Source organism: Lysinibacillus sp. NPDC093190, from assembly GCF_050280425.1.
In the GTDB taxonomy this organism is placed as follows: Bacteria; Bacillota; Bacilli; order Bacillales_A; family Planococcaceae; genus Lysinibacillus.
Window position 1 is genome coordinate 1 of sequence record NZ_JBNNVG010000022.1, and the last position, 21,081, is coordinate 21,081.

General features: G+C 36.7%; 18 protein-coding genes and 5 pseudogenes. 16 read left to right on the forward strand and 7 right to left on the reverse strand.

Translation table 11 applies throughout. The annotated features are described in order from the left end of the window. Positions 1-371: 371 nt before the first annotated feature. Complete coding sequence (locus tag ACQKOF_RS16695; protein ID WP_427559294.1) at positions 372-959, reverse strand: hypothetical protein; 588 nt, start codon at positions 957-959, stop codon at positions 372-374. 244 nt (positions 960-1,203) lie between these two features. On the opposite strand from ACQKOF_RS16695, the pseudogene ACQKOF_RS16700 reads away from it, so the two are divergent. The 8 genes and pseudogenes from ACQKOF_RS16700 to ACQKOF_RS16735 all read left to right on the forward strand — a co-directional run. Continuing rightward, a pseudogene (locus ACQKOF_RS16700) lies at positions 1,204-1,434 on the forward strand (IS200/IS605 family transposase); the annotation flags it as partial. Beyond that, positions 1,431-1,704, forward strand: a pseudogene (locus ACQKOF_RS16705) (helix-turn-helix domain-containing protein); the annotation flags it as partial. The pseudogenes ACQKOF_RS16700 and ACQKOF_RS16705, both read left to right, overlap by 4 nt. A gap of 79 nt (positions 1,705-1,783) precedes the next feature. Next, positions 1,784-1,903, forward strand: coding sequence for an ATP-binding cassette domain-containing protein (locus ACQKOF_RS16710; protein WP_427559297.1), 120 nt, complete (start codon positions 1,784-1,786; stop codon positions 1,901-1,903). Positions 1,904-2,408: 505 nt separating this feature from the next. Further along, the gene (locus ACQKOF_RS16715; RefSeq protein WP_427559300.1) at positions 2,409-4,058 is read left to right on the forward strand and encodes a sensor domain-containing diguanylate cyclase; all 1,650 of its coding nucleotides are present in this window, start codon (positions 2,409-2,411) and stop codon (positions 4,056-4,058) included. A gap of 28 nt (positions 4,059-4,086) precedes the next feature. Beyond that, the gene (locus ACQKOF_RS16720; RefSeq protein WP_427559302.1) at positions 4,087-4,872 is read left to right on the forward strand and encodes a nucleotidyltransferase domain-containing protein; all 786 of its coding nucleotides are present in this window, start codon (positions 4,087-4,089) and stop codon (positions 4,870-4,872) included. A 90-nt stretch (positions 4,873-4,962) separates the two neighbouring features. Next, on the forward strand, positions 4,963-5,115 hold the full coding sequence (locus tag ACQKOF_RS16725; RefSeq protein WP_082172689.1) for a YpzG family protein: 153 nt from the start codon (positions 4,963-4,965) through the stop codon (positions 5,113-5,115). A gap of 653 nt (positions 5,116-5,768) precedes the next feature. Continuing rightward, positions 5,769-6,059: pseudogene (locus ACQKOF_RS16730) on the forward strand (N-acetyltransferase family protein); the annotation flags it as partial. A 16-nt stretch (positions 6,060-6,075) separates the two neighbouring features. After that, the gene (locus ACQKOF_RS16735; RefSeq protein WP_427559305.1) at positions 6,076-6,414 is read left to right on the forward strand and encodes a cupin domain-containing protein; all 339 of its coding nucleotides are present in this window, start codon (positions 6,076-6,078) and stop codon (positions 6,412-6,414) included. A gap of 45 nt (positions 6,415-6,459) precedes the next feature. Here the strand turns inward: ACQKOF_RS16735 and ACQKOF_RS16740 are convergent. Further along, positions 6,460-6,928: pseudogene (locus tag ACQKOF_RS16740) on the reverse strand (GNAT family N-acetyltransferase). Between the two features lie 90 nt (positions 6,929-7,018). On the opposite strand from ACQKOF_RS16740, the gene ACQKOF_RS16745 reads away from it, so the two are divergent. Then, positions 7,019-7,447, forward strand: a complete 429-nt coding sequence (locus tag ACQKOF_RS16745) for an NUDIX hydrolase (protein ID WP_427559307.1) — start codon at positions 7,019-7,021, stop codon at positions 7,445-7,447. 81 nt (positions 7,448-7,528) lie between these two features. On the opposite strand, the gene metC is transcribed toward ACQKOF_RS16745, so the two are convergent. Both metC and ACQKOF_RS16755 read right to left on the reverse strand, forming a co-directional pair. Beyond that, the gene (gene metC / locus ACQKOF_RS16750; RefSeq protein ID WP_427559310.1) at positions 7,529-8,695 is read right to left on the reverse strand and encodes a cystathionine beta-lyase; all 1,167 of its coding nucleotides are present in this window, start codon (positions 8,693-8,695) and stop codon (positions 7,529-7,531) included. Further along, positions 8,679-9,812 carry a methionine biosynthesis PLP-dependent protein gene (locus ACQKOF_RS16755; protein WP_427559312.1) on the reverse strand — a complete coding sequence of 378 codons (1,134 nt, stop codon included), beginning with the start codon at positions 9,810-9,812 and terminating at the stop codon, positions 8,679-8,681. Before ACQKOF_RS16755 ends, metC begins: the two co-directional genes overlap by 17 nt. Before the next feature lie 220 nt (positions 9,813-10,032). Here ACQKOF_RS16755 and ACQKOF_RS16760 point away from each other — a divergent pair, with 220 nt between their 5' ends. Next, positions 10,033-10,350, forward strand: a complete 318-nt coding sequence (locus ACQKOF_RS16760; protein ID WP_427559315.1) for a hypothetical protein — start codon at positions 10,033-10,035, stop codon at positions 10,348-10,350. A 392-nt stretch (positions 10,351-10,742) separates the two neighbouring features. Here ACQKOF_RS16760 and mscL read toward each other — a convergent pair whose 3' ends face one another. Further along, positions 10,743-11,132 carry a large conductance mechanosensitive channel protein MscL gene (mscL, locus tag ACQKOF_RS16765; protein WP_402871254.1) on the reverse strand — a complete coding sequence of 130 codons (390 nt, stop codon included), beginning with the start codon at positions 11,130-11,132 and terminating at the stop codon, positions 10,743-10,745. Between the two features lie 168 nt (positions 11,133-11,300). Here mscL and ACQKOF_RS16770 point away from each other — a divergent pair, with 168 nt between their 5' ends. Further along, on the forward strand, positions 11,301-11,999 hold the full coding sequence (locus ACQKOF_RS16770) for a lytic transglycosylase domain-containing protein (protein ID WP_427559317.1): 699 nt from the start codon (positions 11,301-11,303) through the stop codon (positions 11,997-11,999). A gap of 430 nt (positions 12,000-12,429) precedes the next feature. On the opposite strand, the gene ACQKOF_RS16775 is transcribed toward ACQKOF_RS16770, so the two are convergent. After that, a complete protein-coding gene (locus ACQKOF_RS16775) occupies positions 12,430-12,687 on the reverse strand; it encodes a GlsB/YeaQ/YmgE family stress response membrane protein (protein ID WP_142507034.1) in 258 nt (85 codons plus the stop codon). 95 nt (positions 12,688-12,782) lie between these two features. Further along, a pseudogene (locus ACQKOF_RS16780) lies at positions 12,783-13,376 on the reverse strand (cysteine hydrolase family protein). 424 nt (positions 13,377-13,800) lie between these two features. On the opposite strand from ACQKOF_RS16780, the gene ACQKOF_RS16785 reads away from it, so the two are divergent. The 5 genes from ACQKOF_RS16785 to ilvN all read left to right on the forward strand — a co-directional run bounded on the left by ACQKOF_RS16785 (position 13,801) and on the right by ilvN (position 21,055). Then, positions 13,801-14,976, forward strand: a complete 1,176-nt coding sequence (locus tag ACQKOF_RS16785; RefSeq protein ID WP_427559320.1) for an amino acid deaminase/aldolase — start codon at positions 13,801-13,803, stop codon at positions 14,974-14,976. Continuing rightward, on the forward strand, positions 14,964-16,286 hold the full coding sequence (locus tag ACQKOF_RS16790; RefSeq protein ID WP_427559323.1) for a D-arabinono-1,4-lactone oxidase: 1,323 nt from the start codon (positions 14,964-14,966) through the stop codon (positions 16,284-16,286). Before ACQKOF_RS16785 ends, ACQKOF_RS16790 begins: the two co-directional genes overlap by 13 nt. Positions 16,287-16,641: 355 nt before the next feature. After that, on the forward strand, positions 16,642-18,312 hold the full coding sequence (ilvD, locus tag ACQKOF_RS16795; protein WP_427559326.1) for a dihydroxy-acid dehydratase: 1,671 nt from the start codon (positions 16,642-16,644) through the stop codon (positions 18,310-18,312). A gap of 464 nt (positions 18,313-18,776) precedes the next feature. Continuing rightward, positions 18,777-20,543 carry a biosynthetic-type acetolactate synthase large subunit gene (ilvB, locus tag ACQKOF_RS16800; RefSeq protein ID WP_427559329.1) on the forward strand — a complete coding sequence of 589 codons (1,767 nt, stop codon included), beginning with the start codon at positions 18,777-18,779 and terminating at the stop codon, positions 20,541-20,543. After that, entirely contained in the window at positions 20,540-21,055 is a 516-nt protein-coding gene (gene ilvN / locus ACQKOF_RS16805; RefSeq protein WP_049664470.1) for an acetolactate synthase small subunit, read from the forward strand. Before ilvB ends, ilvN begins: the two co-directional genes overlap by 4 nt. The last annotated feature ends 26 nt before the right edge of the window (positions 21,056-21,081 follow it).

Consider the following 21,081-nt stretch of genomic DNA (forward strand, 5'->3'; position numbering starts at 1 on the left):
TAAGGCACTTCCTGTTCAAAATCGAACAAGAAGTGCCTTATTTTTATCTGAGAAAGGTTCGCTTTTATGAAAACGTAAGTTTTTCAGTGCCCTCCTTTGGTGAAAGGTCTTTTTGTATGTACAAACACTCATACTGTGTCCGATAGTGAAAAGAGAAAGAAATAGCACTCGCCAAAACCGTTCCGCATTAACGCTCGGTGTTGACATTTACACTAAAGCGCAAAAGCCCGATTATCTTTACTTATTATCAAGTAGAAAAATTACTATTAATTGAAGTTATACTTTATGGGTTGACTAATTTATGGGAGGTGAATGAGCTATTTAGTGGCTATTTTTCGTAGTCAATTCTCTTTATAGGACATCCTTATTTATTAACTTAATTCGTTCGTTACTACTTGGATAAATTCATCTCGATATTGTGATTCTAAAAAATTAACCCCTTTTTCTCTGGAAAGTTGCTGTAACTTTTGAATCTTTACTTCATCTTGTTCCATAAAGGCTTTTTCTACATATTGTAAATCTTGCAAGATATGATGTATAAATGTATCCCCTTCTCTTTTGATATCTATAGCAATAAAGTCAAAAGATAAAAATGTTTTAGTAGGGATAATAACTTTATCAAACAAATAGTTTAAAGCTTTAAATGGGACATAAGGGATACCTTTCTTATACTCATATTTCTCAATAATAGGTAAAACCTCATCAATAAATCTTTGTATTTTTTCTATATCGTAAAGCTTTGTATCTTCTAAAGCATGCTTCTCGATAATCTGCTGTATTTTTTCATATTGATTTTGTTCTAACAGTTGTTTCATATAAAGGAGCTCTTCTTTGAATTTGGATCGTTCTTTTTTACTTAATTGTCGATGATCAATAACAGCGTATTCGATTAGCTCCCAGTCTATCTCTGGACCAAAATGTGGTCCTAAAAAATACTTAAGTTCTTCAAAATCGCTCACTTCGGTAACTCCCTTTAAAATTAGTATTCTATTATTCGTGCAGTAAAAACAAGATTTGGCCTAACCGCTCATCGAACGTCGTCAGTAGAAGCTGTGTTAGGATGATTTCCCTTTATCTTTACTTAATTCCCAATTATTATTTATTTTACATAAAAAATCATTTTATAGAAACATATATTTTTATGTTTTTTTTAGTATAGTCAGTAATAAAAAGGGAGGGGTTATTTTGGAGGAAGGATATTGTGAAAAAATAATTATCTTGTTCAAGGCACATGCTAATACAGAAATGACAAAATTCATTAATGCTTATAAAAGTGCAAGTTCTCGACTAATTAAAAGAGATTTTCAACAAGTAAAAAAGAAACTTTGGAAAGAGATGTTTTGGTCCAGAAGTTTTTGCTTCTTACTAACTACTAGTGGTTCACCAATAGACATAGTAAATAAGTATATTGAAAATCAAGGTGAAACGATATGACTAAGCATAATAAAGCATATAAATTTCGTTTGTATCCAACAGAAGAACAAGCACAGCATATCTTATGCGTAAAACTTTCGGTTGTGTGCGTTTTGTGTATAACAAAATGTTGGCTGAATGTAAAGTGGTGTATGAGAAATATAAAGATGATAAAGAACAACTAAAAAAACTAAAGTTTCCAACTCAGGAAAATACAAAGCAGAGTTTGAATGGTTAAAAGAAGTTGATTCATTAGCTTTGGCAAACGCTCAATTAAACTTACAAACAGCATGAAAGAAAAAGTAACGACTAACCGAGAAGCCTCACTTCAAATAAGTTCGTAAGGGATACTAAGTGGGGGTAGTTCACAATGGGCTATTGTTATTTATTATTAAGTCAGAATGGAGCCGGTAAATCTACTTTGTCAAAATGTATAGCTAAAGATGTAAAACCTGATGGATGTTCTATTGTATTCAATGATTCGTCCTAAAATGTGCAGGAGCAATAGCGCTGTAATACTAAATTTTTACGAGTTATCAGCATCAGAAAGTTCGTGAAGTGATTGCTCTTTTTGCTACATTGACGAACAAACCGATTGATTTGGGAGAGCTATATGAAATATTAGGATTACCGACTTATAATCATATCTTGTTGAAAAATGCGTCTGGCGGTCAGCGAAAAGCAGTATCGATTTTCCTTTAACTGTCGTTTCACTTTCGGTACAAAAGACATTTGTAGCTGACGTTCGCTTGCGCTACCAAAACACTTGTAACTGCCGTTTCACTTACGTTACATAAAACACTTGTAACTGCCGTTTCACTTACGTTACATAAAACACTTGTAACTGCCGTTTCACTTACGTTACATAAAACACTTGCTGAAAGAAGTTAAATTTCTCACTGCCACAATCTTCTTGTTGTGGTATTTTTAATGAATAAAATACTATTTATTGCCCATTTTAAGGAAATATTTAGATTAATTTGGAGGTTATTGCTTTGAGGGTTTTAAAAAAGTTTCCACAGCCAAACACAATAAAAGGTCAGCTTCATCGATCACTTGTATGGATTACTTTTATTATTGGTTTATGTATTTTTATTCCAACGCTTTATATTGAATATCGGCAAACCATTCAACATCAAAATGAAGAGATGAAACATTATTTGGATGCCCAAACATATTTTTTTGAAAGCTGGTTATCAGAGCGATCCAGTGATATACATACAATAGCTAATTTAGATTTTGTAAAGGACTATAATTTTGAAAAATCGCAAACTTTTTTTCAAGATTTTAAAGAAAAAACAAATTTCACAGACTTAATATTCGTCAATAAAGAGGGCATCGTGCAAGTTGATACAGTTACCGAAAACAGTACAACAGGTGTTAGTATGGATGTAAATGACCGAAAGTATTTTCAAGTTGCTAAAAAAACGAAGCAACCGTATATAACAGATATTTTAATAAGTAAAGTTACAAAGCAGCCTATTATTGCATTTGCTTCACCGATTCTTAATGCACAACAACAATTCAATGGTGTAGTTTTTGGCGCAGTAAATTTAGACACTATCGATCAACTGCTACAAGAATCGAGAGTGGGCTTTTTAGGTCATGCTTATATTATAGATCAAGAAGGTACTATGCTCACAGAATTTAACAATAAACAACAACGGTCTTCTGGCAATTATTTAGTTGATAAGCATATCCTGAACGCAGCTTTAAAAAATACAACAAGCGGACTCGAGCTTTATAAAAACGCGAATAATAAGTGGGTTCTTGCTAAAAGTAAGCCTATAAATGAAGGGAAATGGTTTATCATATCAGAAATTGATCCGTTAGAGGCCTATAAACCATTAATCATTAGATTTTTATGGATAACCATTTGTTTAGTAGTAGGGTCATTTTTTACGATTAAAATGATGTTACATCTCTCTAAAAGAATTGAAGAACCTATCCAGCAGCTTCTTACAGGTGTTAGAAAGGTAGAACAAGGTTTTTATGATTATCAAATAAATGAACAACAGCTGGCACCTTATGCGCAAGAATTTCAGGAGCTTTGTTCGTCCTTCAATGAAATGAGCGACAAGGTGAGAAAAGATACTATCTTACTGAAGGAATTATCGATTACCTGTCAGTTGACGAAGCTGTATAATCGTCGTTTTTTAATTGAGCAGGGGGAGCTTGCTTTTCAGAAATGTTTAGAAGGACAAAACCATTGTTCATGTATAGCGATTGATATTGATTTTTTCAAAAAGGTCAATGATACATATGGACATTTAATCGGTGATGAAGTACTAAAGCACGTCGCAAACATCATTACAAATTCTGTGCGAAGAATCGATATTGTTACAAGGTATGGGGGAGAGGAGTTTGTCATTTTATCCCCAAATACTACGTTAGTGAGTGCAATAAAAATAGCGGAAAGAGTTCGGCAACATGTTGAAGATAACCCTTACCATGCGGATGATTTTGAAATCGATGTGACAGTGAGTATTGGTATCGCAGGATATGGTCATTCTAAAAATATTTCAACATTTTACGAGCTGCTTGACAGTGCGGATCAAGCGCTTTATAGTGCAAAGGAAAGCGGTCGAAACCAACTTAGAATTTATGATAATACAGGTATAGTTGATACAAGGCAAATGCTTTAAATGATAAAATTTGGAAAGTGGTAATAAAATGAAGGAAATTATACTAAGTAAATTAAAAAAAATTGAAAATGAGTATCAAGTGAAAATTTTATACGCTATAGAATCGGGTAGTCGTGCTTGGGGATTTCCTTCTAAGGATAGTGATTATGATGTTCGTTTCATATATATTCATCAACCTCAGTGGTATCTTTCAATCGACCCTCAAGGAATTGGGGCAAAGAGGGATGTCATTGAAGTGCCTATCAATGATTTGTTAGATATTAGTGGTTGGGAAATAACAAAAGCATTAAGGCTATTTCGCAAAAGTAATCCACCTCTTTTAGAATGGTTACGAAGTAATATAGTTTATGACCAACAATATTCATTTATTGACAATGTACGGTTACTAGAAAGAGAAGTATTTTATCCAAATGCAAGCTTATATCACTATTTAAATATGGCAAAAAACAATTATCGTGAGTATTTACAGGGTTCAGAAGTAAAAATAAAAAAATATTTCTATGTCCTCAGACCAATTTTAGCATGTAAATGGATCGAGAAAAACAATACGGTTCCACCCATTGATTTTCAGGACTTGTTAAATGAAATAATTACTGACGGCCCTTTAAAAACCGAAATTCAGAAACTTTTGCAGAGAAAAATGGCTGGTGAAGAACTAAATATGGAACCGCGAATTGAAAGTATTAATGAGTATTTAGATAAAGAAATAAAACATATTGAGACATACTGTAAAAATCTTCATGTTAAAGTCGATGATCCTACACAAAAATTAAATGCGTTATTTAGAAGTACATTGCAAGAAGTGTGGGGTTAATGGTGATAGAAAACTGAATAATTTTTAATTGCAAGGTCATACTAAAAAAGGTTTCACTTATGAAATCTATATTGATGAGGAGGATGGCAAATGAGTAGGTTTGAACAGTTAGACCCAAAATCTCAAAAAATCCACCGCAACTGGTCAAGGATTAAGCGCTCAAAATCTCAAGTAAATGGTGAAACGGAGATTACCCTGCATAACCGTATCTTGAGAAGTGAAGCAAAAGCCCGTCAGTTTTAATCAGCTAGAAAAGTAAGTGTCATCAAGCCCAGAAAATATTCTGGGTTTTTTTATTTTTACGGAATTGTAAAATTGACCAATTATCTTCGATTATTTGTAATTAATCCGATATAGTCTTTAACACAAATAAAGAGGGAGACATTTTTATTATGAAGATAACGTCCATACTAATACGGTAAATTTTCTTCAATCTACGAATGATCAAACTAAGCGGGAAGAATCTCAAGCAGTAAAAAAGAACAGGATGCTGTAACAATTGGGGCGGATTATGACGCACTTCTTGAAGCATTCAAGGACTATAACCAACTAGTTAAATCAATTTATTCAAATCAATCACATCTTGTACAAAAGAAAATAGAGAATTATAATGACTGGCAAGAAACAATCAAAAATACGCTGATTTCAAATCATTTTAGTCAATTAAATAAAACTGCTCTCTCTAATTTTGTTGAAGATATTATGACAAAAAATTCTTGGCTATCAAATGAATTTTTAGCGAAGGATTTAAAAAATTTCCAAAGATATCTGACTACATTAAAAAACATTAACAATTCATATAAATAAATGTGTGTCAATAGACAAAGGTTGATTTTTACTCCGAGTGAACGCTTTCCACGTGCTTGGCTTCAATCTCCTCGCTTGTATTTCAATCATCACAAAGAAAACGATTAGCACATACAGGTACCTTTGGCATGATGGCGCTTAATAAATATCGTGGTCTAGGAATTGGTAAACACTTAATTGAAAAGATACTGGGATGGGCAGAGCATAACCCTTATATTGAAAAAATTAGTCTTGGCGTATTTTCAACAAACGAAAGGGCTATTGTGCTCTATAAAAAGATGGGATTTGTTGAAGAAGGAAGAAAAATCAATGAAATAAAGCTACATGACAATGAATATATAGATGATGTTTTAATGTATAGGATTTTAGTGAAAAATTGAAGGGAAATATGCTGACATGAAAAAATATAATTTCACACTAGAATTGGCCAATCAAATTAATAATTATCAATCGATAGATGCTTTTTATACGAAAATCATGAAAACGGTGGAGCCTGCAAGTATCGGCTTCATTTATATAGAGCCTGGTGGTGTTGTTGGGATGCATGAGGCGCCTGTACCACAGTTATTTATTGTGATTCAGGGCGAAGGATGGGTTTGCGGTGAGGATCAAGAAAAAGTAATCATAAAGACAGGGGAAGGTGTTCTTTGGCAAACTGGAGAGGCACATGAATCCAGGAGTGATTCAGGCTTAACAGCACTTGTCATCCAATCCGAGCAAATCAACCTTGCATAAATTACATATAAAATGTGTAACGGAGTAAGTTATAGCTCCGTTACACTAAGTAGTTATTTTTAAGCTAAGTTTAACTGTTTTCAATAAATGACCATCAAATAACTCATCAAACTCCTCCAATTTCTTGAAGCCCTTTGCTTGATAAAAGTTCATGTTAATCGTATTTTCCTTTTCTACACAAACTAAAAGTGATGTTAAATCTGGAAGTATTTTGATACCTTCATGTAATATGGCTGTACTAATTCCTTTGCCCTGATTTTCAGGAAGTAAATATATTGAGTAAAGTTCTGCCTCACCATCTACAACATTTGAAAAATTTGCAAAGCCTACTATTGATTCTTCAAGTATAAGCAACTAAAAATAAACTATTTTCTATACGATCTAGCAATCGGTCTCTACTATAAGCAACTTGTAAAAAACGATTTTGAATCTCATGTGGGATAATTCCTTCGTATGTGTGATGCCAACTCTTTTTGGCAATTTCTTGCACAAAAATGATGTCATTCTTTTGCATGTGTCGTATAATTGATATCAATACTTTTCACCTATAGTTCCAATTTTTCTATTTATTGTAATATTAAATCACGCGAAGGGGGATGACTTCATGCAAGTTGTTGAAAAGGCATTTGGCTATATTACGAGAGAGCATGAGGGTCAGTTACAAGTGCTAGTATTTGAGCAAAATACAGAAGGAGCAGGGATTCAAATTCCTAAAGGCACGGTAGAGGAAGGGGAAACACCGCTAGAGGCAGTAACACGGGAGATGTTTGAGGAGACAGGTTTATCCTGTTTAGTAGTGAAGGGGTTAATTGCCCAGGATTATTTTAATCATCATTCAGGGCTATTACAAAAACGCTATTTTTATCATTTAACGACAAATGAAAAACGAGATTCTTGGAAGCATTGTCCGACAGGTGTTAATGAGGCATGCTTAGAGTTTTCATTTTACTGGATAACAGATGAACAAGAAGTAACATTAGCAAAGGGCCATGGAGATTATTTATATCGAGTACTAGCTCGTGTGAACAATTGATTGTTAAACATAGACATTTAATAAGTACATTTAATGAACAAAACCGCGTTTCCATCAATCGGAAACGCGGTTGTTTTGTTGTTATATAGCTTTTGCGGCAATCACTTCTAATGCCTGAGCGAAATCGGCGATCAGATCGTCAACATGCTCTAATCCTACTGAGAATCGTAATAGCCCATCAGTAATACCACGTTTTGCACGCTCCTCAGGCTCCATTGCTGCATGACTCATTTTAGCAGGGTAGGATAAAATGGATTCAACGCCACCAAGAGAGACAGCGAAAACTGGAATTTTCATCGCTTCTACTAGCGCTTTTGCAGCTTCATAGCTTGCTAGGCGGAAGGATAGTACTGCTCCTGCACTCGTAGATTGGCTATGATGAATCTCATAGCCAGGATGTGATGCAAGCCCTGGGTAGTATACTTGCTCGACAAGGGAATTTGCAGCTAAAAACTCCGCAATCTTCTGTGCCGATTCAGCAGAACGAGTAAAACGCACATCTGTTGTTTTAATATTTTGCAATAAAGTAAAGCAGTCCTGTACACCTAATATATTGCCAAATGAATTTTGGATAAAGTATAGCTCCTGACCAAGTTTTTCGTCAGCCGTTACTGTCAATCCCGCGATAATATCAGAGTGCCCAGATAAAAACTTTGTAGCACTATGAATAATAACATCAACACCTAGCTCAAGAGGACGTTGGTGTAAAGGTGTCATAAAAGTATTGTCTAAAAACGTTAAGCAATTATGCTGCTTGGCAAGTGCTACTACTCCGCGAATATCTGTGATGCCAAGTGTTGGATTTGACGGTGTTTCCATATAGAGAAGCTTTGTAGCTGGTGTAATGGCTGCTTCTACTGCCGCTAAATCTGTGAAATCAACGAAAGTATGGGAAATACCGAAGCGTGGTAAAACCTTGGAGACGAAGCGGTATGTTCCACCATAAACATCCTCTGTAATGACAATATGGTCCCCCTGAGATAATAGCATTAATGCTGCAGATACAGCGGCAATCCCAGAAGAAAATGCATGGGCTCGTACTCCGCCTTCAAGCTCAGCTATTGCTTTTTCTAATGCATCCCGCGTAGGGTTGCCAGAACGTGCATAATCATATTCGCCGAATACATCGATACTTTCCTGATGAAAAGTAGATGATAAATACATAGGCACATTGACTGCACCCTTTTTATTTTCATAGCCGTCACGGACACCTGCGTGAATTAGGCTTGTTTCAATATGCTGCTTCATTTTTAACCTCTTCTCTAAGGATATCGAATACTTGTTTTAAATCCGCAATTAAATCTTCAGCCTCTTCAACGCCAACAGAAAAGCGTAGTAATCGGTCACAAACACCACGTTCAATACGCTCCTCATAAGGCATGTCTGCATGTGTTTGAGTAGCAGGATACGTAATAAAGCTTTCAACACCACCAAGGCTTTCAGCAAAAGTAATTAGCTTTAAGTTTCGAAGGAATGGGTCAATCCACTCAGCCTTTTCCAAGCGGAATGAAAGCATGCCACCTTTTCCTGTGTATAGCACGTCTGTTACAAGCTCTTCTTCCTCTAAATATGCGGCAATTGCTTTGGCGTTCGCATCGTGCTGCTTTAATCGAAGATGCATTGTTTTTAATCCGCGAATAAGTAACCAGGAATCCATCGCACCTAAAACCATACCGCTACCATTATGAATAAAGCCAATGCGTTCTGCTAATTCAGCACCTTTTGCGACAACTAAACCAGCTAACACATCATTATGTCCACCAATATATTTAGTAGCTGAATGAATGATAATGTCTGCACCTAGTTCGATTGGACGTTGGAAATATGGTGTATAGAACGTATTATCGACAATTAACCACGCCCCATGCTTGTGAGCCAATTCCGCATATACTTGCAAATCAAATTCCTGCATGAGCGGATTTGTCGGTGTTTCAATAAATAGAGCACGCGTATTGTCGTTGATTAATGCTTCTACCTGTTCAACTGATTCAAATTTTGAGTAGACAGGCTTAATATTATATGTTTCTTCAAAGAAATTAAAAAGTCGATATGTACCACCATATAAATCATCAGGCACTACTAATTCATCACCAGGCTTAAACAATGATAGAACTAGTTGAATAGCAGCCATCCCAGAGCTACAGGCAAAGCCCGCATCTCCGCCCTCTAAATCGGCAATTCCTTCTTCTAATAGAGCACGAGTTGGATTTTTTGTACGTGCATAATCAAAACCAGTGGATTCACCGATGCCTGTATGTTTGTAAGCTGTCGATAAATGGATTGGTGGGCTGACAGCACCAGTTATAGGATCACTTAAATTCCCAAGTTGTACAAGTTTTGTTTCAATACTTCTGCTGTTTGTCATGTCGTCACTCTTTTCTTCATCATAATAAAGTGGGAGTCTATTAGACCTTCTTTTCCCCATAATCTCAATAATTGTTACCAATTTAACATGTATACTAAAGAAGAACAAGATAATTTCAGAAAATTAGCGAGATTGTTTATATTAAATCATCTAGGAATAGTAGGAGATAAGGAAGGGAAGAAAAGTAAATGAAACATGGCTAGTAATAGGTGGAACAGGAATGCTAAAGGATGTTTCTGTATGGCTTATACAGGAAGGTAATCATGTAACCGTTATCTGGAGACAGCAAAATAAAATGCAAAGATTGATAAATGAAGCTAAAAATGCTTCAAAATTAACGCCTTTATTAGTTGATTATACGAATTACAATAGTTTTAACTTCTTTCAGCGGGTGTCTAAACATCCGCTGAAAGAAGTTAAAGCCTCCGGAAGATGTCACGGAATCGGAAAGGAGTTCTTTGTGCAAGCACAAAGCCGATATCAATTATGCCGAGGCATAATTGATATCGGCTTTAATAGAGTCTTAAGAAACTCATAGGTCGTTTGATTGTATTATTGCTTGGATCCATGGCTCTGATAAAAGAGTTTGGGAGTCGCTTTTACAAGCAATTCCTCCTCCGAAAAATGTGATTTTATCATATAAAAGGAAGTAGCTCTTACTTAAATAATGACCGTACAAAAAGTTATATCCCTTCTAATATAAATTATAGAGAGGTGAAACTTGGATTTATCATACTAAACAACAACTCTTCAAGATGGCTAACAAATAGTGAAATTGCACAAGGAATTATTGATACAATAGAACAAGAAATACTGGAAAAACATGTGGGCGTTTTTGAACCATGGGATTTGCGTCCTTAAAGTTAAAAAGAATCTGCCTATTACCTCGGATAAGTCGAAGTAATTAGACAGATTCTTTTTAACTTTAATTTAAGCTTGTTCTTTTTTTAATAAATCTCGAATTTCTTTTAGAAGTTCTTCTTTAGCATCCAATTCTGGTGCTGGTTCTTCCACAACAGCCTCTTCTTTTTTACGAGTTAGCTTTGTCATAAGTCTTAATGCCATAAATATTGCAAATGCAATTATTAAAAAGTCAAGGATCGACTGTAAAAATTCGCCTAATTTAACTTTCGCATCTCCTGAGCCAAACACAAAGCTCTCTGTTAAATCAATACCACCAGTTAAGACACCGACTAATGGCATTATGATATTTGCAACTAAGGAAGTAACAATTTTACCGAAAGCACCACCAATTACTACTGCTACTGCTAGATCGACAATATTGCCTTTCATAGCAAATTCTTTAAAGTCTTTCCACAAAATAAATTCCTCCTATTATTATCCATATAAAATAGTCGAATTATATTTTACTATATTTTTCCCTTCCTTTTCAACTATTAAAGTAGTGGTAATTATATACTGAAAAATCTGCTATATAATCGAAAATTTTGGTAATATAGAAATAGAATAAAAGATTAGGTGTGACATATGACGAAAAAAAAGAAGAAAAAACCGATGCTATCGCCTTCCGCTCAATTAGGCATGATAGCTTTATTAATACCAATAGCGATAACTGTTTGTGTTTTCGCCTTTTTTGCATGGAAGGAGCTACAAACATTACCTATATTTGAAAAATTAGCACGGGAAAAAGCACTAGAAGAAATTCAACAAAATTTCGATATGAAAATTCCTGAGCAATATATTCCTATATATGTAGCAGCAGAAGAGAAATACGGCGTGCCTTGGACTTTGCTTGCAGCCCATCATCGAATTGAAACACGCTTCTCCTCAATGAAATCGCTCGTTTCACCAGCTGGGGCAGAAGGCCCTATGCAATTTATGCCTTGTACATTTGTCGGCTGGAAACATCCTTCCTGCTCGGGGTTAGGAAAAGGGGATATATCGAAAGCTGAATTAATGAATCCAGAAACCATTAAAAAATATGGTGGATATGGCGTAGATGCTAATGGAGATGGCATAGCAGATCCTTTTGATATAGAGGACGCTATATTTAGTGCCGCGAATTATTTATCGAAAAATGGTGCAGCAGATGGTCATTTAAAGGAAGCTGTTTTTAAGTACAATCACAGTGATGAATATGTTAAAAAGGTGTTACATTATTTCAATTTGTATAATGACTATCATGATGAGCTAAAGGAAGCAGTCGTTTTAAATAAAGAAAAGTAAAGTACCATCAAAAAGATTTTAAAAATATTGCTCTTCGGCAAAACGTGGGGTTGATTTCCGTTCCGACAGGGCGCTTTCTTGGGGGCGTCCGATGAGCCGCTTGGGCCAACACGAAGTTGGTCACGAAGGCGTTATCACAGGACGTGATGCTCTTAGCCTTCGTTCCCCTAATGGCTCGCTCCAGGGTCTCATCTGGGACGCTAATCCCCAAGGAGTCGCCCTGTCTCCACTCCAATCAACCACATCTCTTGGTGAGTAATTTAATTTATTTATTATTATAAAAAGGAAATTAAGTAATAGATATTTTATGTGCGAAAAGGACTCGACACACTCATGTAAAGAGCTGTCACATCAAAATATTTCCTTGATCATTTTATTTTCAAAAATATATGTAAAGAGCCATCAAAAATGATGGCTCTTTATTACATATTTAGGTTGCTTTACGCATACTTTTTAAAATAATGCTTACGATGAAGATCAGCACTACAGCACCGATTAATGCTGGGAATACGTAAAAATTACTAACTCTCCAACCCCAGTTGCCAAGAACCATACTACCGATCCAAGAACCGACAACCCCTGCAACAATATTTCCAATGATGCCGCCAGGTACATCTTTACCTAAAATAACGCCAGCTAACCAACCTAATACTCCGCCGATGATTAAATACCAAATGAAGCTAATCATTCTTTTTCATCTCCTTAAAATTAAGATATAATGGCGATTGCTTAGTTATGCCCGGAATGGAGTATATTAAACGCGTCTCGCTACTTTAGTAATTATTACAAATTCACGATAAGGTTTTTACGACTTAACAACGTTGCGTCTAATATATGTTCAAAATGACGTAATGCCCATTCATGACCTGCAGCATCAAAACTTGCAACACCATCTGCATAAACAACCGTTGAAATGCCCAAATTATAAGCATCAACTGCCACAAATATCAGTACAAACCCCAACTAAATGAATTTCTTTGATACCTCGTTCATTTAATAAAATCGATAAATTGGTTCCGGCAAATGCGCTATAGCGAGTTTTATCAAGCCACAAAACTTTATCCTTGTGAAGGTTATAAATTTCGCCAACTTGCCCAAATAAATGACGTCCTTTAGTGCCGCGAATATTATGAGGGGGAAATCGCTTTGTTTCAGGATGAAACGGATCATCTTCCTCATATAGATCATTCGCAAAAACAACAAATTCGTTTTCAGTAATAAATTTTTGAATTGTGCGTACACATTTCAAAATCCGGACGCAATTACGCCAAGACGAAATTAATCTAATAATGTTTGACCGTGCCCTCCACAAGTTAGTTTTCCATCAGAAGCGACAAAATCATACGTATAATCAGTTACCAATAAAGCCTTTTTCAACTTTTACACTCTCTTTATAGGTATAATTGCACTTTTTAACATGCCATATTTGGGCCTGTTTGTCAGAAAAATGATTCAATTTTAATATTACGAATAGTTTGAAAATTGATTTTTCTGAGAGTATAATGTGAAAAAAGGAGAGTGGTCTATATGAATATGACAGCTATGAAACGTTTAAATCGCCAAGGATTACTGATTGCAGGCTTACATCTGCTAGTATTGTTAAATTTAGCAGCGGATTTCATATTTTCCTCGTAATCTCTTAAAATAGTAGAAAGGTGAGTTACATGCTTGTCCATTATTAAAAACAACCGTGAAGGCAAATTTGATTACATGTCCACGGTTGTTTTTTATTGTCTAAAAATAATTTCTTTAACTTACAAAATGAATATCAAAGACAAAGTACAAACAAAGGAGTGATAGGATGACTACTAGATTTGATCGAGCGTTCCATGAGCTAGAACGTCCATTTGCTTGGTTGGACTTTGATGCACTGGATCATAATATTTCAACTGTACACAACGCTTGTGGAGAGAAAAATATACGTATTGCGACGAAATCAGTTCGTTCTGTGGAGATATTACGCTATTTACAAAAAAATCTACCCAATGTGACGGGATTTATGACGTTTACAGCGGCAGAAACACTATTTTTATTTCAACAGCATTTTGATGATTTATTGTTAGGATATCCGGTGATGGAAGAAGCTGCTGTTCGTCAGTTATTGCACTTTGTAAAAGCGGGGAAAACTGTCACTTTTATGGTGGATAAGCGGGAGCATGTCAAGTTTTTGGCGGAGCTAGGGCAAGAGCTAGGTATTCGTGTGCAGGTATGTATTGATATTAATGTATCCAATGATTTTAAGCTGCTTTATTTTGGTACGAAACGCTCTTCGCTTCATTCACTTGAGTCACTAACACCATTCCTCGAATATATTAAAAATCAAGCATTTATTGAGGTAGTTGGAGCAATGGGCTATGAGGCTCAAATTGCAGGAATCGGTAATCGACCAGCCAATGCTGTTAAAGGAAGACTAATTGAAGTAATGCAATTGCAAGCTAAAAAGCAAGTTACCCAGTTTCGTAGATTAGCCATTGCGCATATAAAAGCATATTTTCCAAGCTTGCACTTTGTAAATGGTGGTGGTTCAGGAAGTATGGCATACACGGCACAACAGAAGGAAGTAACAGAAATAACAGTTGGCTCTGCATTTTATGCACCAGCTTTATTTGACCAATTTACGCATCTAAGGCTGAAAAAGGCAGCTGGATTTGCTTTAAGTGTAACAAGAAAGCCTGAAAATAATATTGTTGTTTGTCATGGTGGAGGTTATACAGCATCTGGAGCAATCAGTGCTGATCGATTACCGGTATTCTATGAACCCACTTTTTTTTCATATCTTAATCTAGAAGGAGCAGGAGAAGTTCAGACACCCGTTAAGGTAAAGCGTAAAAAAGTTAACATAGGAGACACGTTATATTTTCGACATGCGAAAGCTGGTGAACTGTGTGAAAGATTTCAAAACATACATGGAATTAAAGGGGACAAGTATGTAGGAGCTTATACAACCTATAGGGGGGATGGACAATGTTTTCTATAGATAAGTGGAAAAATGGTGAGAAGTGGACAAACTGGGCTGGAAATGTCATCTCTTATCCGTCTGAGATGTACTTACCTCGATCTATTGAAGAGGTTACAAATATCGTGAAGCATACACGTGAATCAGGAAAAACGATTCGTGTCACAGGTGCAGCTCACTCCTTTAGCGCTGTTGCGATGCCTGAGCATATAGCACTTTCTCTACATAAGATGCGTGGGCTAATAGCTGTGAATGAGGAGAAGCAAGAAGCGACAATTTGGGCTGGAACGTATTTATATGAAATAGGCCCATTGCTTGCGAAGCATGGTTTTGCCCTTATAAATATGGGGGATATTCAGGAGCAAACGATTGCAGGAGCAGTGTCAACAGGTACCCATGGAACAGGTGTAACACTCGGTTCGTTATCCTCAGCTGTAACAAGATGGGGTTTTGTAGATGGTACAGGTACTTATAGGGAGCATGTGAGAGGAATGGATGATTTATCTGAAGCTTTGTATGTTTCACTAGGTATGCTGGGTGTACTTGTGAAAGTAACGATTAAGGTGATACCTCTATATAGCTTACATTATGTGAGCACAAGAGATACTTTAGAAAATGGGCTGGCGATATTTACTGAAGATATTCGACAAAACCGACATGTTGAGTGGTTTTATTTCCCTGGCAGCGAAACAATTCAAGTGAAGCGCATGAACGCTATAGCACCTGTTTATCAGAGTAATTGGGATAAGAGAATCGAAACAATGAAACTACAAATAGTAGAGAACGGTGCTTTTTTTGCGATGTCCGAGCTTTGTAAATGGAAGCCTTCGTTCAGTGCCGCTATGAGTAAATTAGCAGCAGCCAATGTTGTGGAAGGAGAGAAAACGGGGATTAGCTATGAAATTTATCCGTCCCCTCGTAGCGTCAAGTTCCAAGAAAGTGAATATGCTATTCCATTAACGCAATTTGAGGCATGTATAGAGGAAATCCACGTAACCTTTAAAAGTGGAATTTTTAATGTGCATTTTCCGTTAGAATGTCGAACGACAGCGGGAGAAGCAGGTTTTTTAAGTCCTACCCAAGGACACGAATCAGCGTTTATTGCCTTTCACATGTATAAAGGAATGCAGGAAGAGCCTTATTTTAAATGGGTCCATACGATGATGATGAAATATAAAGGACGACCACATTGGGGCAAACTAAGTCATTTAACTGCTAATTATGTACATGAGCTATACCCAGATATCGAAAAGTTTTTAGCAATTCGAAGTCAATATGATCCCGATAATGTGTTTTTAACAGGGTACTTAAGAAAAATATTTACACTGTAAGCGCTATCTCATTAAATAGCAGTTCACGCTCTTTTGAAGGATTTGTAAATATCATTGATAGATTATTGAAAAAATTAAAATTTGAACGAAATGTCGAAATATTCATCAAAGCGAGATAAAAGTGATGCTTAATCAGCATGAAAACGATTTCAAATTTTGCTGATTTTTTAAATTGTTTGGACAATTCAAAAAATACTGTTGACGAGACCTTTTTTTCGTACTATGATAACAACAATTTAACACGTTCGTTACAGCAGTTAGTTGTCTTCTAGGCGATTAACATATAAGCAAAAACGAAATAGACAGAACATTTTGTTTATAGCAACGAACATAGCAATAAAGAGGGGCGTTTAAAATGAGAAGTGACATGATTAAAGTAGGCGTAGATCGTGCGCCACATCGAAGTCTTTTATATGCAACAGGCAAAGTAAAAGCGAAAGATTTAGGCAAGCCATTTATTGGGGTTTGTAATTCTTATATCGACATTATACCAGGTCACGTTCATTTACGTACATTTGCTGATGTTGTCAAAGAGGCCATTATTGAAGCGGGTGGTATTCCGTTTGAGTTTAATACAATCGGTGTAGATGATGGTATTGCAATGGGGCACATTGGAATGCGTTATTCTTTACCAAGCCGTGAAATTATCGCAGACTCAGCTGAAACGGTTATTAATGCACACTGGTTTGATGGAGTATTCTATATTCCTAACTGTGACAAAATCACTCCTGGAATGTTAATGGCAGCAGTTCGTACTAATGTACCGTCAATTTTCGTATCTGGTGGTCCAATGGAGGCTGGTACTTCTGCTTCTGGCAAGCAACTTTCATTAACTTCAGTTTTTGAAGGTGTAGGGGCTCATAAATCAGGCAAAATGTCAGCTGAAGAGCTGTTAGATATTGAAAGCAATGCATGTCCAACATGTGGTTCATGTTCAGGAATGTTTACTGCAAACTCTATGAACTGCTTAATGGAAATGCTAGGAGTAGCTTTACCAGGTAATGGAACAATCGTCGCTACTTCTGAAGAGCGCCATAATCTTATTAAAGAGGCTGCTAAACAATTAGTCCGTATGATTAATGAGGATATCAAGCCTCGTGACATTATTACTAAAGAAGCAATTGATGATGCATTCGCACTTGATATGGCGATGGGTGGTTCGACTAATACAGTTCTCCATACATTAGCAATCGCCAATGAAGCTGAAATCGATTATAACATTGAAGATATTAATAAAGTTGCAGAGCGGGTTCCATATTTAGCGAAAATTATGCCTGCTTCAGATATTTCAATGGATGATATTAATAAAGCAGGTGGCGTTAGTGCCATTATTAATGAATTAACGTCTATTCCAGGTGCTATTCACCCAGATCGACCAACAGTTGCAGGAGTAACAATGGGTGAGCTTGTAAAGGATTACCATATTATAAATGATGAAGTTATTCGTACGAAAGACAATCCGTATAGCCCAGTTGGTGGATTATCGGTGTTATTTGGTAATATCGCGCCAGAGGGTTCTGTTATTAAAGTAGGCGCTGTAGACCCTTCTATTAAAGTATTCAGAGGCGAAGCAGTCGTCTTTGATTCACAAGAAGCAGCACAGGAAAATATCGATAACGGGACGGTAAAAGAGGGCCATGTAGTCGTCATTCGCTACGAAGGACCAAAAGGTGGCCCAGGGATGCCTGAAATGCTTGCACCAACGTCTGCGATTCAAGGACGTGGACTTGGTACAAAGGTTGCGTTAATCACAGATGGACGTTTCTCAGGTGCATCTCGTGGTATTTCAATCGGACATATTTCACCGGAGGCAGCAGAAGGCGGACCAATCGCTTTAGTAGAGAACGGTGACATTATCACAATTGATCTACCAAATCGTACAATCAATTTAGAAGTTTCAGATGAAGTATTAGCTGAACGTCGTGCAAAACTACCGGTATTTGAACCGAAAATTAAGCGCGGTTGGCTAGCAAGATATTCAAAACTAGTAACAAACGCCTCTACAGGTGGCGTTATGAAAATTTAAATAGTTAAAGCGTTGATGAGGTTAAAGGTTCTAGAGCCTTGTATCTACCAGAGAGCCGGTCGTGCTGGAAGCCGGCGATACAACTAGATCCGACATCCCCTCGGAGCGAGCTATTAAAAGCGTGTTCGCCATTAGATAGCTCCGGGCATAATCGAAAGTGCTCGTTATTAATGAATAAATAATTTATGACACCTTATTGGATGCGAATGATCTCGCATTGGTGCATAAATGCTTACATTTATTCACGAGGTAGCAATTATTTGCTATAAAAAAGGGTGGTACCATGGAAAGTCTTTTTCATCCCTACGTAAGGTAATTCTTTGCGTGTGGAGAAAAGGGCTTTTTATTTTTTTTCGAAGTTAGAAAGAGTCTGTCATCTCTTTTCAAGGAGATAACCAGCTTGTAATACTTCAATGATGCGCATTACTGATGTGAAATTGAATGATAAGAAGGAGGCATATTTGATGAGTACGAATGTTTCTATCAATGAAAAAGAAGAAATAGCAACAGCAGCAAAAGCTGAACAAACCTATCAAGCGAAAGATGGTGCTGACGTATTAGTGCAAGCACTGCATGAACAAGGTGTTGAAATTATTTTTGGTTACCCTGGTGGAGCGGTACTACCAATCTATGATGCCATGTATAAAAATCCGATTCGTCATATTTTAACTAGACATGAACAAGGTGCAATCCATGCAGCGGAAGGTTATGCACGTGTTTCCAATAAACCTGGTGTTGTTATTGCAACAAGCGGTCCGGGGGCAACAAACTTAGTAACTGGTATTGCCGATGCGATGATTGATTCCATCCCATTAGTTGTATTTACAGGTCAAGTTTCAACATCTGTGATTGGTACAGATGCTTTCCAAGAAGCGGACATTATGGGCATTACGACACCAATTACGAAGCACAATTATCAGGTGCAGGATGTTAATGATATCCCGCGTATTGTTAAAGAGGCTTTCCATATTGCAAGCACTGGTCGAAAGGGACCTGTTGTAGTGGATTTCCCGAAAAACGTTTCTCAAATGTTATTTGATGTGGAAAACCCACCACAGGCTCCTGATGAAATATATTTACCAGGTTATCAGCCAACATACAAACCAAATTATTTACAAATTCAAAAGGCTATTCAGGCGATTTCATTGGCCAAAAATCCAGTCATTTTAGCTGGAGCTGGTGTCCTCTTTGCAGATGCCAAAGAAGAGTTAACAGCATTCGCTGAAAAATACCGAATTCCAGTAGCAAACACTTTACTAGGACTTGGTTCAATCCATGGAGAGCATGAATTATTCATCGGTATGGCAGGAATGCATGGAACTGTAACAGCGAACACAGCTATTACAAAATCAGATTTATTGTTGAATATCGGAGCTCGCTTTGATGACCGTTTAACAGGTAACTTAGCAACATTTGCTCCAAATGCAACAATCATACACATCGATATTGATCCAGCGGAAATTGGAAAAAATGTTCCGACAGATATTCCAATCGTTGCAGATGCCAAAGAAGCATTAAAAGCATTATTGAAAAAAGATTTCGAGGGTCCAGTTACAACAGAATGGCTAGCATTCTTAAATAATCATGCTAAGGAATACCCATTATGGTACAGCAAGGAGCCAGGGGACAAAGAAATTTTACCGCAGGAAGCATTAGAGCTTGTGCATAAAATTACAGAAGGTGACGCAATTGTCACGACAGATGTTGGTCAGCATCAAATGTGGGCTGCGCAATATTATCGATTAAACAATGATCATGGATGGGTAACGTCTGGTGGACTTGGTACGATGGGCTTCGGTTTCCCGGCTGCAATTGGCGCCCAGTTTGCGAAGCCAGACAAAAAAGTTGTTGCCATTGTAGGTGATGCAGGATTCCAAATGACTGCGCAAGAGCTTTCTATACTACAAGAATTCAACTTACCGGTAAAAGTGGTGATTTTAAATAACAGCTGTCTAGGAATGGTACGCCAATGGCAAGAAACATTCTATGAGGAGCGTTATTCATCTTCATTAATGCCGATCCAACCAGATTTTGTTAAATTAGCTGATGCATATGATTTGAAGGGCTATCGAATTAACACAATTGATGAAGCGGAAAGTATTTTCCGCGAGGCACTACTTTCTGATGAGCCAGTGTTAATTGATTGTCGGGTTAAACAGCTTCAATGTGTTTACCCAATGGTAGCCCCAGGCAAAGGCTTACATGAAATGATTGGGGTGAAAAAGAATTGAAACGAGTAATTACAGTAACAGTGATTAACCAAAGTGGTGTCTTAAACCGTGTAACAGGTTTACTTATGAAACGTCAATTCAATATTGAATCAATCACAGTTGGTCATACTGAACAGCCAAACTTTTCGAAAATGACTTTTGTTGTAAACGTAGAGGATGAGCGTAAAATTGAGCAGCTAGTGAAGCAATTATCAAAGCAAATTGATGTGTTAAAGGTCAATGATATTACAGATAAATCAATCGTGCTACGCGAGTTAGCGCTTGTAAAGGTAATTTCACCACCAAATTTACGACTGGAAATGAATTCAATTGTTGAACCATTCCGTCCACAAATTATTGATACAGCGAAAAACGTTGTCACCTATCAAGTAGTAGGGGATCCAGATAAGATTGATGCCTTTATTGAACTAATTCGACCTTATGGTATTAAAGAATTAACGCGTACAGGGGCTACTGCATCTGTTCGTGAAACACAAAAAATCTCAAATACGCAGCTCTCTATTTTAAAATAGTTTGCATATAAAATGGATACCTTTGG

Bases quoted from the DNA above. Each gene is read 5' to 3' on its own strand.
- ACQKOF_RS16710 (WP_427559297.1), top strand. From the start codon at position 1,784: ATGGGCTATTGTTATTTATTATTAAGTCAGAATGGAGCCGGTAAATCT.
- ACQKOF_RS16720 (WP_427559302.1), top strand. From the start codon at position 4,087: ATGAAGGAAATTATACTAAGTAAATTAAAAAAAATTGAAAATGAGTAT.
- ACQKOF_RS16725 (WP_082172689.1), top strand. From the start codon at position 4,963: ATGAGTAGGTTTGAACAGTTAGACCCAAAATCTCAAAAAATCCACCGC.
- ACQKOF_RS16735 (WP_427559305.1), top strand. From the start codon at position 6,076: ATGAAAAAATATAATTTCACACTAGAATTGGCCAATCAAATTAATAAT.
- ACQKOF_RS16745 (WP_427559307.1), top strand. From the start codon at position 7,019: ATGCAAGTTGTTGAAAAGGCATTTGGCTATATTACGAGAGAGCATGAG.
- metC (WP_427559310.1), bottom strand. From the start codon at position 8,695: ATGAAGCAGCATATTGAAACAAGCCTAATTCACGCAGGTGTCCGTGAC.
- ACQKOF_RS16755 (WP_427559312.1), bottom strand. From the start codon at position 9,812: ATGACAAACAGCAGAAGTATTGAAACAAAACTTGTACAACTTGGGAAT.
- ACQKOF_RS16760 (WP_427559315.1), top strand. From the start codon at position 10,033: ATGCTAAAGGATGTTTCTGTATGGCTTATACAGGAAGGTAATCATGTA.
- ACQKOF_RS16770 (WP_427559317.1), top strand. From the start codon at position 11,301: ATGACGAAAAAAAAGAAGAAAAAACCGATGCTATCGCCTTCCGCTCAA.
- ACQKOF_RS16775 (WP_142507034.1), bottom strand. From the start codon at position 12,687: ATGATTAGCTTCATTTGGTATTTAATCATCGGCGGAGTATTAGGTTGG.
- ACQKOF_RS16785 (WP_427559320.1), top strand. From the start codon at position 13,801: ATGACTACTAGATTTGATCGAGCGTTCCATGAGCTAGAACGTCCATTT.
- ACQKOF_RS16790 (WP_427559323.1), top strand. From the start codon at position 14,964: ATGTTTTCTATAGATAAGTGGAAAAATGGTGAGAAGTGGACAAACTGG.
- ilvD (WP_427559326.1), top strand. From the start codon at position 16,642: ATGAGAAGTGACATGATTAAAGTAGGCGTAGATCGTGCGCCACATCGA.
- ilvB (WP_427559329.1), top strand. From the start codon at position 18,777: ATGAGTACGAATGTTTCTATCAATGAAAAAGAAGAAATAGCAACAGCA.